A 12,168-nucleotide genomic window follows, 5' to 3' on the forward strand; every position below is an offset into this window, starting at 1 on the left:
TGATATGAATGGAAATGATGTATAATCATGAGCATTATTCCTTAAAGGAAATTCACCGTGAACGTCGAAAAACTGGCTCGTATCGATTTAAATCTATTGGTCTGTTTTAAAGTTTTGATAGAAGAGTTAAATGTCACCCGAGCCGCCCACCGACTGTGCTTGAGTCAGTCTGCCGTGAGCAAATCACTGGCTAAACTGCGCATCCAATTTGATGACCCGCTTTTCACCCGAAACTCGCATGGATTAACACCAACGCCGCGCGCATTGTTTCTTAAGCCGAAACTGGATCTGTTGATAAACCAGTTAGAAGTACTGACTCAACCAGAAGAGTTCTCTCCACAAAGTAGCGAATACCGTTTTCAAATAGCAGCGGTTGAAAGTGTTTACCCTCTGATTCTACCCCATTTCTTACCGGCGATTTTTCAGCAAGCCCCTGGGGTAACGATCAGCACTCACCCTTGGTCCGATAATACTTTTAAAATGCTGCAACGTGGAGAGCTAGACTTAGGCTTAACTGGAAAAGATATCGATATTAATGATGCCAAGCTGACTCTGCTGCCACCCGATGACATATGCGAACTGGAAATTTATCGAGATCACCAGATGTGTATTATTCGCAAAAATCACCCAGCATTAAAACAGCCTTGGAACCTCGAAGCGTATCTCGCCCTGCGTCACGTACAAGTGCGTTGTGACGGCAACGACCGTTGGCTGTTAGATTATCGCCTTGCCGATATTGGAGCCGACCGCGATATTGCCGTCACCGTTCCGGACTTTAATAGTGCCGCAAGTTTATGTTCCTACACTGACTTTATTTTTACCGCTCCAAGCCATTTTGTGCAGCTCGCTGCTAAACAGCTTGATTTGGTCGTACTACCACTCCCGCTAGAATTTCCACCTATGGCATACACTTTATTCTGGCACCGAGACAGAGAAAACGACCCTGCATTGGGTTGGCTACGTACGATGATCACACAAAAAACCGATCACCTTAGATAAAAATACCGCTCTCAATTTGCGCTTAGCGGGTAAAATGAGTAGCTTAACTGTCGTAGTCCTTTTTGGCTCATCTATGGCCTAGTTGTACTCCGACTCAACCTAAGTCATTGCAAACTTGCGTTGATCATAAACTGCATGAAGCAGAAGGAAACAGCTCCCACACCTGAGCATGAAGGAGCGGTAATTTGAAGGAATAAAACAGATGCACAACGAAACTCTCAGCCGCGTGAATGCGATTCGCGAATGGCTTATACAACATAATATTAATGCCCTACTGGTTCCGCACGAGGACGAGTATTTGGGTGAATACGTCCCAGCGCACAACGAGCGCTTACATTGGTTAACAGGCTTTACTGGTTCTGCTGGTGCTGCGGTAATCACCAAAGACAAAGCCGCTATCTTTGTTGATGGCCGCTATACCGTTCAAGTCACCAAACAAGTCCCTGGTGACCTATTTGAATATCGTCACCTTATTGAAGAACCAGCTTTAGATTGGGTTCTAGACAACCTGCCAACAAACGCATCTGTCGCAATTGATCCTCGTATGCACAGCTCAGCTTGGCTAGATATGGCACAAGCTAAACTGGCTGGAAAGCTTGAGCTAAATATTCTGACCAACAACCCAATTGATGAGTTGTGGCATGACCGCCCAGCGCCTGTTGTCTCTGACGTTCGCCTAATGCCAACAGAAGCCGTCGGTCAATCAAGTGAGAATAAGCGTCAAGAGATCGCACAACTGGTTAAAAAAGCAGGTGCAGATAGCGCTGTGATCACAGCATTAGATTCTATTTGTTGGCTGCTGAATGTACGTGGTTTGGATGTATCACGCCTACCAGTTCTGCTTTCTCACGCGATTCTGCACTCAGATTCAAGCGTGGAATACTTCCTCGATCCTGCTCGTCTACCTGCTGATTTTGACGCTCACGTAGGCACCGGTGTGACCGTTCACCCCCCAGAAGCACTTCAATCTCGCCTTGAAGCCATGACAGGTAAAAAGGTATTAGTTGACCCTGCAATCAGTAACGCTTGGTTTAAGCTAGTACTACAAAACTCTGGTGCGTCCGTGATTGCAGCAGCAGACCCATGTCTGATGCCAAAAGCGGCGAAGAACTCGGTTGAAATTGCCGGTATGAAGGCGTGTCATATCCGCGATGGCGTGGCAATGAGCAAGTTCCTATGTTGGTTAGATGCGGAAGTTGCTGCTGATAACCTGCATGACGAAGCGACATTAGCAGACAAACTGGAAGCATTTCGTAGCGAAGACCCTACGCTAATGGATCTTAGCTTCGATACCATTTCAGCGGCAGGCGGCAACGCGGCCATGTGTCACTATAATCACGAGAACCAACCTGAACCTGGCAAGCTAGAGCTGAACACACTTTACCTAGTGGATTCAGGCGGTCAGTACCTCGATGGCACTACAGACATCACGCGTACTATCGCGATTGGTCAACCTTCTGCAGAAATGAAGAAGCAATTTACGTTGGCGCTGAAAGGTCATATTGGCGTTGCTCGAGCTCGTTTCCCGAAAGGCACACGTGGTTACCAAATCGATACACTAGCTCGTCAGCACCTATGGGCGGAAGGCTACGATTACGATCACGGCACTGGCCACGGTGTGGGCCACTTCCTAAGTGTGCATGAAGGCCCAGCAAGCATTTCGAAGAAGCAAATTGATGTGCCTCTATTAGAAGGTATGGTGCTATCAAACGAGCCAGGTTACTACCGTGCAGATGCGTTTGGTATCCGTATTGAGAACCTAGAGCTTGTTGTTGAAACACCGACTAACGGTGACTTCCCTGTTCTGTCATTTGAGTCACTAACACGCTGCCCAATCGACAAGCGCAACATCAATGTTGATATGCTAACTCGTCCAGAACTTGCTTGGCTGAATGATTACCACCAGAAAGTATGGGATGAGATCAGCCCGCTAGTCGAAGGTGATGTTAAAGAGTGGCTTCGTCAAGCAACGCTACCTTTAGCACACAGCTAGAAGCTAGAAGCTAGAAGCTAGAAGCTAGAAGCTAGAAGCTAGAAAAAAGTAGAGGGTTGATGTTTTGCATCAACCCTCTTTTTTTGCCTATGTTTCACGTGAAACATAACGATGACCAGTGGCTTTATTTACTGCTTAACCAGAATACGCTGAGTGCCAATCTCGCCATACAGGGTCAAATCCTTTGGCTCGAATCATATCTTCCACAGAACCCGCGCTTCGCTCATCGCTGATCTCAAACTGCTCGAGTTCAACATCATCCATCGCATAACCCCCCGGCTGAGTTTTCGATGCAGCAGACATACTGGTGATGCCTAACGGTAATGCATTGTCTCTGAACTTGGGTGATTCACGAGTCGATAACGACAACTCCACCTCCGGATTCAACAAGCGATAAGCGCAAATCAACTGAACAAGCTGCTTATCCGTCATGACTGATTTTGGTTGGAGCGCGCCCTCACAAGGACGTAAACGTGGGAAAGAAATTGAGTAACGAGTCTGCCAATACGTGCACTCGAGATAGTCCAAGTGCGCTGCCACATAAAAGCAGTCGGTACGCCACTCTTCCAATCCTATCAAAGCGCCAATACCGATCTTATCAATACCCGCTTTTGCAAGACGATCGGGTGTATCTAATCGGTATTCGAAATCCATCTTATTACCACGCAAATGGTGCTCGGCATACGTCGAAGGATGATACGTTTCTTGATAGACCATCACCGCATCCAAACCCAATGTCTTGAGCTCTGCGTATTCGTCTTGATCTAGCGGCTGCACTTCCATCGCTAAATAATTAAAGCGTTGCTTAATCATCGGCACCATTTCGCGAAAGTAATTCATGCCTACTTTAGTTTCGTGTTCGCCAGTCACCAGCAATACGTTATCAAACTTCATGCGTTTAATGGCTTCAACTTCTGCAGCCACTTCGTCCCTATTCAAGGTACGACGCTTGATTCTGTTCTCCATCGAGAAACCACAATAAGTACAAGCATTAGCGCACAAGTTGGAAAGATACAACGGAATATAAAGCGACATGGTATTGCCAAAACGCTTGCGAGTTGCTGAATATGACAACTGCGCCATTTGCTCTAAGTACGCCTCAGCCGCTGGTGAAATTAGCGCTTTAAAGTCTTCCAAATCACGCTTGGGTTTATTCAATGCTCGCTCGACATCTTGTGCCGTTTTCGCGTAGATCGACATCGAGATGTCATCCCAATTAAGCTGCTTAAATTGCTCAACGAAGCTCATGTTTTCCTCGCTTAATAGCTAAATCAATCTAGGACTAAAGCTCATCTAGGAATGACGTCAGTGGACTCGACGCAACCGCATGAGAAACCTTACCCGCAAGTCCGGCTTCATAAGCCATACGCCCCGACTCTACCGCCAACTTAAATGCTTTCGCCATCGCAACGGGATCGCTCGAAGCTGCAATCGCAGTATTGACGAGCACGGCATCCGCGCCCATTTCCATCGCACGCGCGGCATGTGAAGGAGCACCAATACCCGCATCAACAACGACAGGAACATTAGCTTGGTCGATAATGATCTCTAGGAAGTCGTGAGAAACTATCCCTTTGTTGGAACCAATCGGCGCACCCAATGGCATGACTGCGGCACAGCCTACCTCTTCCAATCGTTTACACAGAACCGGGTCAGCATGACAATAAGGAAGGACACTGAAGCCTTCACGAACCAGTTGCTCAGCGGCTGCAAGTGTCTCAATGGGATCGGGCATCAAGTACTTCGGGTCTGGATGAATTTCCAGTTTTAGCCAGTTAGTACCCAACGCTTCTCGCGCCAGTTGTGCAGCAAAAACAGCATCTTTAGCATTCTTTGCACCCGAGGTGTTCGGCAATAAGTTCACACCCGCTTGTACTAACGGCAGCAAAATATCGTCTTGTTGATCGTTCACGTCCACACGCTTCAACGCCATAGTCGCAAGTTGAGAACCCGACACTTGAATCGCTTCTGCCATTAATCGGCTGTTGGCAAACTTCCCTGTTCCCGTGAACAGTCTTGATTCGAATTGTTTATCACCAATTTTAAGCATCGACTTTAACCCCCTGCGATCGCTTGAAACAAAGAGATGCTATCTCCCTGTGAAAGAACTGTGCTAGCCCACTCACTGCGCGGCACAACATTGTTATTAATTGCAAAAACACAGCCCATTTCAGGCAGCGCAAATTGACTAATGATTTGCTGTAGACTTGACTTACTGGCGACTTGATGTGACTGGTCATTGATGACAATAGTGATCACATCTAAGTCAGCAGCGATCATTTGTGTTGCTTGTTGTTCTGATAATGTCATTGCTTCCAACTCTCTTAATTCTACCCATTATTCGTAAGCTAAACCTGAGCACACACTTGGCACTGTTTGTCTTTGCTTATCGCCATGGTTTGCCATTGCAGTTTCAACCCATCAAACAGATGCAACTTGGCAGTCTCGACATGAAACTTTCCCGTCGCCAGTTTTTGAATTGCTGCTATCGCTTGGTAGTTGCCAAGTGTGCCCACCACCGGACCAACGACACCGCTGTCACTGCACTTTTGAGTTTGTGGTAATTCGTCAAACGGATACAAACAGCGGTAACAGGCTTTACTCTCTGCTTCTTGTTCACTCGGTGTTTGGTAATCAAAGACAGCGAATTGCCCTTGCCAACCAATTGCCGCCGCTGAGATGAGGGGCGTATTTTGCTCGAAACAAACTTGGTTAATTAACTGGCGCGTTGGCATGTTATCGGTGCAGTCCAACACCACATCCGCTAGCATCACCTCAAGCTGCAGCTGTGCTTTGTCTAATCGTTTATTGAGAGCATGAACTTGAACCATAGAATTAAGTTCATTGAGTTGCTTTACAGTCGCTTTTGTTTTCGCAAATTGGAGGTCTTGCTCACGATAAATGATCTGACGTTGTAGGTTACTGCTATCAACTTCATCATCATCAACCACAACCAATTTACCAACACCCGCTGATGCCAAGTACAAACTCGCTGCGCTTCCTAACCCACCACAACCGATGATCAGCACATGCGATTTACTCAAACGCTCTTGCCCACCTTCAGCAATTTCAGGCAAAGCGACTTGGCGTTGATAGCGAAGGAACTGCTTATCCGTGAGCATGCTCGCCTCTCTTGGTATGCGCCAATTCACTATTCTGATCAGTAAACGTTAGCTGTCTTTCCTTCATCAGTTGTGCAAAAAACTCGATAACGGACTGAGGTGATTCTGCCAAGGTAATAGCACGCACAACTGCCAAGCTAGAAACACCTGTTCGCCAAACTTGGTCTGCATTAGATTGGTCAATGCCACCAATCGCGACCGTCGGAAAGCCAAGCACATCGTCACTAACTGCTTTGTCTTTTGAAGGACAGAAAGCCGACTCTGTGTTTCTATAAGGAATGCTATCAATCAGCTTTTGATACAGTGCCAAGCGCACCAAACCTTGTGGTTTCGATGGCATCTGTTTTGTGGTGGTTGGGAAAATATGCCCTAGCGCGATGTAGCTAGGATGAATTTGTACGATGCGCAGTAGTTCGTAATAACCATGAGTAGAAAGACCAAGACGAATGCCGGCTTTAGTTAGCTGAGCCAAATTCGACTCTTCTATGTCTTCTTGTCCTAGGTGAACGCCATAAGCGCCATGCTTGATTGCCAACTGCCAATAGTCATTGATGAACACTTGAGCTTGATACTGACGACCTAACTCAATTGCTCTAATGATCTGTTGTTCCAAATCGGCTTGTTGTGGGTTCTTGATTCGTAGTTGAATAGTGTTGATGCCTAGTGGCAGTAAACGCTCAATCCAAGCAACGTCATCAACGACTGGGTAGAGCCCTAGACTTTGCTTAGTTAGAGTTGGAAAGCTAACGCTCTCACCTTGCGCAGACCAACCAACTTGAATACCGAGTCGGTTATCTTCCAGTACTGGTGTGGGGAAATCATCAAATTGGTTAGCCCACTGAGTTGATTGTTCCTCGTCAAGGTTGTCATTCGATAGTGTTTCACGTGAAACATTCGCTTGTTGGGTTAGCATTCCTCGAGCAAGTGTTAACGCATCTTCGATAGGAAAATCGAGTACTGTCAGCGCTACTATCCAAGCAAGGTGATGTTCGGGATCGAACATTGCGTTGGGTTTGGACTTAACGGAAAGCGCTCTCACTTCGTCGTTAAAGGGGTGACGCCAGATATCAAGCTGATGCACTTTCTCCTTTTTATCGGAAACCTGAGTATCAGCAATACCAATATAAATCGCTTTCGACGGTTGCTTAGCACACGCTTCTACCGACAAAGTAGAGCGGTAATAAAGCACAAATAAACTCTCATGTTCAGAGTCATATCCATCAATGAGATCAGTCGTTATGTGTGTGGTCTGTTGGTCGCGAACAAGCTGAATAGATTGAGTTGGGCTCACGCCCAACTCAATGTCTTCGATTATAAAACCCTGTTCTTTCGCCAACAACAAACATTGCTGAACTAAACCTGTCAGTTCAATCAATGATGACGGAATAAGGATTTTGCTCATTAGTCACTTACCTCGGCATGTGCTGCTGGGTGGTATAACTCAGAACCTGACTCTCTAAATTCTTGCGATTTCTGACGCATCCCCTCAAGAGGATCATCAAGCATTTTGATCGAGATAGCTTGGTCCGCAGCAACTTGCTCAGTATCTTTCGCGTATTCTCGAACCTCTTGCGAAATCTTCATCGAGCAGAACTTTGGTCCGCACATCGAACAGAAGTGAGCAACTTTTCCCGACTCTTGAGGCAAGGTTTCATCATGGAAAGCGCGCGCGGTTTCTGGGTCAAGTGACAAGTTGAATTGGTCTTCCCAGCGGAATTCAAAACGTGCTTTAGAAAGCGCGTTATCACGAACTTGTGCGCCAGGGTGCCCTTTAGCCAAATCAGCAGCGTGAGCAGCAAGCTTGTAAGTGATCATGCCTACCTTCACGTCTTCTTTGTTTGGTAAGCCAAGATGCTCTTTAGGTGTTACGTAACAAAGCATCGCACAGCCATACCAGCCAATCATGGCAGCGCCAATTCCTGACGTAATATGGTCGTAACCAGGAGCGACGTCTGTCGTCAGTGGACCAAGGGTGTAGAACGGAGCTTCATGGCAGTGCTCTAGCTGCTCTTCCATGTTCTCTTTGATCATGTGCATTGGAACATGGCCAGGACCTTCGATAATCACCTGTACGTCGTATTCCCACGCAACCTTAGTCAACTCACCAAGAGTACGAAGCTCCGCAAATTGCGCTTCGTCATTAGCATCGGCAACCGAACCAGGGCGCAGACCATCACCGAGAGAAAGTGCCACATCATACTTGGCACAGATTTCACAGATCTCTCGGAAGTGGGTGTATAAGAAGCTTTCTTGGTGATGCGCTAAACACCATTTCGCGATGATAGAACCACCACGAGAGACGATGCCAGTAACACGCTTTGCAGTCATTGGCACATAGCGAAGTAGTAAACCGGCATGGATAGTGAAGTAATCAACGCCCTGCTCTGCTTGCTCAATCAGAGTATCGCGCATCACTTCCCAGTTAAGGTTTTCGGCAACTCCATTCACTTTTTCCAGCGCTTGATACATAGGTACGGTACCGATCGGAACCGGGCTGTTACGCAGAATCCACTCGCGAGTTTCGTGGATGTTACGTCCAGTAGAGAGATCCATAACGGTATCCCCACCCCAGCGTGTCGCCCAAACGAGCTTCTCAACTTCTTCCTCAATCGAAGACGTCACCGATGAGTTACCGATATTGGCGTTCACTTTGACCAAAAAGTTACGTCCAATGATCATTGGTTCGGATTCTGGGTGGTTGATATTAGAAGGGATAATCGCGCGACCTTCGGCAACTTCTTTGCGAACAAACTCGGCGGTAATGTCTTTTGGAAGATTAGCTCCAAAGCTTTGACCAGGATGCTGTTGATTCAGCACATCATCACGGTACTTGGCACGACCCATGTTTTCACGCAGCGCGATGAATTCCATTTCTGGGGTGATAATACCTTTGCGAGCATAGTGCAGTTGAGTGACGCATTGCCCATCTTTGGCACGTCGAATACGTGGTAGATTACCGTAACGAAGATCGTCTAGTGTTTCGTCTTCTAAGCGTTCTTTGGTGTACACCGAGCTTACTTCATCGAGTAACTCTGTGTCACCACGCTCTTCAATCCAGCTTTCTCTTAGCTTTGGTAAGCCGCTATAAAGGTCAATATCGTAGTTCGGATCAGTATAAACACCTGACGTATCGTAGACTCGGACGGCTTCATTCGGCTCGAAAATAGGCGCTTCTTTTGTGCCACCAATCAGACTATCTGCTAGCGCTATTTCACGCATAGGTACACGAACATCTGGACGTGAACCTTCTACATATACTTTTGTGGAATTTGGGTACGGCTGTACCGAGAGTGTTTCAATAAACTGTTTTGCTTCCAGTCTCGCTTGTTTGCGACTCGACATAGCATTTTTCCTTGCTTTGTTATACTAGATAAAAAGTAATTGGATAAAAATGCTTGGCGGATAGATGCGACAAGAGGAGTCAAATTAAGGCTAAATAAAGCTTAAGTAATTTGCCTATAACAACATTCGACTATTTGATAGGTCAACCAGAAAGAACTCCGGTATAAATATCTTCTCTTGTTCCCTTCGCAGATTCTAATCTGATCAGGTTCAACGGATCCCGAATTAACGGTCTCAGCCTTATGGCACTCCGACAAGTGATATCAGTATATAAAAACGGCCTGGTTAAACCAAGCCGACCTGTTTAATTTTTAACTACTTTGCTAGCTGCGCATCAATAATTGGAAACCGATCCACGCAGCAGAGATGCTCAGCACCACATTTAATAAAATATTTAACCCCATCTTAAAAAACGCACCTTGCTGCATAAGTAAAACATTATCCATAGAAAAGGTGGAAAACGTCGTCAGTGCCCCTAAAAAGCCCAAACCAATCACTTGTCGCCAAGGTTCTGTTGCCAACAGTTCATTGTCGAACGCAGCAATCAACAAGCCCATGATAAATGAACCAACCACATTAACAGTTAGCGTACCGTATGGAAAACCACGCCCCAATAAAATGACACACAGTTCAGATATCAAGTAACGAGAACACGCACCGAAAGCACCACCTAGTGCAATAAAACCAAGAATGGAAAACTGCCCCATAATTCCCCCAACACTATTGATGACGATATTGTAACCAAAACTAAAGCAATATTGATGGTGAAATTTTAGAATTCGACAACGTATTGCATTTAAAACACGCTGAGATTAAAAAAGTTACAGGAGTCACTTTACTTCAATATACCCCATCAAACCGGTTTTCATGTGCTCAATAACATGGCAGTGATACATCCAACGTCCAGGGTTGTTAGCAACAAAGGCAGCTTTGGCACTGCCATTTTTTCCAAGTAAAACCGTATCGGTATGGAACGGTTCGTCGAGTTTCTTTCCATCTAACTCAAGAACAGTAAATGTATGCCCATGAAGATGAATAGGATGATGATATTGAGTAACGTTCTTCAAATTGAAGATATAGGTTTTTCCAAGCTCCAATGTTGAAAGTGGCGCAGGGATATTATCTATGCTCATTCCCTCCCAAGCCCGTTTGTTCATCAGCCAGAATTTAGGTATCGCTTTGCCCGATTTATCGACAGGAGTGATCGCCCCCTCCCATTCAAACACATAATCGATTTGCTCCGCATTTTCCAAATCAAGATCAGGCACAGGGTTGAGAGGCAATAAAGGCAGTTTCTTGTTGCTTGGCAGGTCAGACTCAACAACTTCAAACTCACACAAAGAGAATGGGAAGCGCCCTTTCATTTGACGCACATAAACACGCTCTCCAGCCTTCGGAGCAATCAATCCGATATCCAATCTCATTCCCGGACCAATTTTGTGTTGAGTGAGCCTATAAGGCGTTTTAACTGGATTGCCATCGATAGCAATAACCCAAGCCTCTGTGCCTTCAATCGCGATCGGATAGGTAATGGTGTTATCGACATTAGCAATTCTTAATCGCGTAGTCGCGTTCTGCTTCAGCGTATAAACAGGCTCATGAATACCATTGACGCTACTCCACTCTCCTGGCGTTCCCATACGTGCACTCAAGCGCGGCACCATTAGATTCTTCCACTGTCCTTGCTTGTCTAAATGCCAATGCTTGAGGACGACTTCATGCTCTTCATCAAACTGAACAGGCTCAGCCTCTTCAACAATTATTAGCCCAACCAACCCCATACCAAGCTGCTTAACGCTGTTCATGTGTGGGTGATACCAAAACGTACCTGCATCTGGCGGAATAAACTCATACGTAAAAGTCTCTCCGGGCATGATAGGAGCCTGGCTTAAAAACGGAACTCCATCCATTTCAATAGGAATCCTCAAGCCATGCCAATGAATCGTCGTCGGCTCTGATAGCTTATTGATGAAGTTGATTGTTACCTTTTCCCCTTGTCGGCAACGAATTATAGGTGCAGGTATACGCCCATTAAAAGCTAATACCTCAGTATTGAAACCGGGCACTAGTTCAGCCGTAGAAGGCTCTGCAGTGATATCGTATATATACTGCCCCTGCTTATTAGCACTCCTAGATAGAGAACATGCAGGTAGAACAGTAAGCGCGGAGATCGCTAAGGATGATTGAAGGAAGCGTCGACGAGATATATCCATACATAGTTACCCATTAATCCAGATCGGTTGAGTGTAACTAAATATAAATAATGATTCTCATTTATTGCTAACATTTCGGAGCACTTGATTATAACGACTAGTCTAATAGGTTGGTGAGTAATAAATACTTACAAAGAGCAGCAGGCAGCAGAAAGGCATATGGGTGGGATAAGAGGACAAATGCATAGTGGCAAGCAGATACAAAAAAGGCTCTGACCTAAGTCAGAGCCTTGATATCTGGCAGGGGTGGAGAGATTCGAACTCCCAACACGCGGATTTGGAATCCGCTGCTCTGCCAATTGGAGCTACACCCCTGTAGAATTCTTATATTCTAGATTTGACAAAACCTCGCATGGGCGAGGTTGTCGATATTAAGTGGCGGAGTGGACGGGACTCGAACCCGCGACCCCCGGCGTGACAGGCCGGTATTCTAACCAACTGAACTACCACTCCGCAGTGGTATCACCCGTTATTAAAACGAATGTCCGTAATTTAAAGC

The 12,168-nt window shown here is 46.0% G+C and carries 10 protein-coding genes, 2 tRNA genes and 1 riboswitch; of the genes, 2 read left to right on the plus strand and 10 right to left on the minus strand.

Features of this window, described 5'->3' with window-relative positions; translation table 11 throughout:
* Positions 1-57: 57 nt before the first annotated feature.
* The gene (locus FKN16_RS22730; RefSeq protein WP_006743068.1) at positions 58-999 is read left to right on the plus strand and encodes a LysR family transcriptional regulator; all 942 of its coding nucleotides are present in this window, start codon (positions 58-60) and stop codon (positions 997-999) included.
* 202 nt (positions 1,000-1,201) lie between these two features.
* Positions 1,202-2,992: an aminopeptidase P family protein gene (locus tag FKN16_RS22735; RefSeq protein WP_170903577.1), complete on the plus strand. Its 1,791-nt coding sequence runs from the start codon at positions 1,202-1,204 to the stop codon at positions 2,990-2,992.
* A 135-nt stretch (positions 2,993-3,127) separates the two neighbouring features.
* Here the strand turns inward: FKN16_RS22735 and thiH are convergent, their stop codons facing one another.
* The 10 genes from thiH to FKN16_RS22785 all read right to left on the minus strand — a co-directional run bounded on the left by thiH (position 3,128) and on the right by FKN16_RS22785 (position 12,122).
* Positions 3,128-4,240 (minus strand): 2-iminoacetate synthase ThiH, encoded by a 1,113-nt coding sequence (gene thiH, locus FKN16_RS22740; RefSeq protein WP_170903578.1) that lies wholly within the window; start codon positions 4,238-4,240, stop codon positions 3,128-3,130.
* 34 nt (positions 4,241-4,274) lie between these two features.
* Complete coding sequence (locus tag FKN16_RS22745; RefSeq protein ID WP_170903579.1) at positions 4,275-5,042, minus strand: thiazole synthase; 768 nt, start codon at positions 5,040-5,042, stop codon at positions 4,275-4,277.
* Positions 5,043-5,047: 5 nt separating this feature from the next.
* Positions 5,048-5,302, minus strand: a complete 255-nt coding sequence (gene thiS / locus FKN16_RS22750; RefSeq protein ID WP_071236516.1) for a sulfur carrier protein ThiS — start codon at positions 5,300-5,302, stop codon at positions 5,048-5,050.
* Positions 5,303-5,340: 38 nt separating this feature from the next.
* Complete coding sequence (locus tag FKN16_RS22755) at positions 5,341-6,114, minus strand: HesA/MoeB/ThiF family protein (protein WP_170903580.1); 774 nt, start codon at positions 6,112-6,114, stop codon at positions 5,341-5,343.
* Entirely contained in the window at positions 6,101-7,516 is a 1,416-nt protein-coding gene (locus tag FKN16_RS22760; RefSeq protein WP_170903581.1) for a thiamine phosphate synthase, read from the minus strand. The genes FKN16_RS22755 and FKN16_RS22760 overlap by 14 nt, the downstream gene beginning before the upstream one ends.
* Positions 7,516-9,456 (minus strand): phosphomethylpyrimidine synthase ThiC, encoded by a 1,941-nt coding sequence (gene thiC / locus FKN16_RS22765; RefSeq protein WP_005397069.1) that lies wholly within the window; start codon positions 9,454-9,456, stop codon positions 7,516-7,518. Before thiC ends, FKN16_RS22760 begins: the two co-directional genes overlap by 1 nt.
* Before the next feature lie 164 nt (positions 9,457-9,620).
* Positions 9,621-9,719, minus strand: a riboswitch (TPP riboswitch).
* 60 nt (positions 9,720-9,779) lie between these two features.
* The gene (crcB, locus tag FKN16_RS22770) at positions 9,780-10,163 is read right to left on the minus strand and encodes a fluoride efflux transporter CrcB (RefSeq protein ID WP_005397071.1); all 384 of its coding nucleotides are present in this window, start codon (positions 10,161-10,163) and stop codon (positions 9,780-9,782) included.
* Positions 10,164-10,286: 123 nt separating this feature from the next.
* On the minus strand, positions 10,287-11,669 hold the full coding sequence (locus FKN16_RS22775) for a multicopper oxidase family protein (protein WP_170903582.1): 1,383 nt from the start codon (positions 11,667-11,669) through the stop codon (positions 10,287-10,289).
* 238 nt (positions 11,670-11,907) lie between these two features.
* Positions 11,908-11,984: transfer RNA gene (locus tag FKN16_RS22780), tRNA-Trp, on the minus strand.
* 61 nt (positions 11,985-12,045) lie between these two features.
* Positions 12,046-12,122: transfer RNA gene (locus FKN16_RS22785), tRNA-Asp, on the minus strand.
* Positions 12,123-12,168 lie beyond the last annotated feature (46 nt).

The sequence above is a fragment of the Vibrio sp. 11-4(1) genome (genome assembly GCF_013048625.1).
GTDB lineage: Bacteria > Pseudomonadota > Gammaproteobacteria > Enterobacterales > Vibrionaceae > Vibrio > Vibrio diabolicus.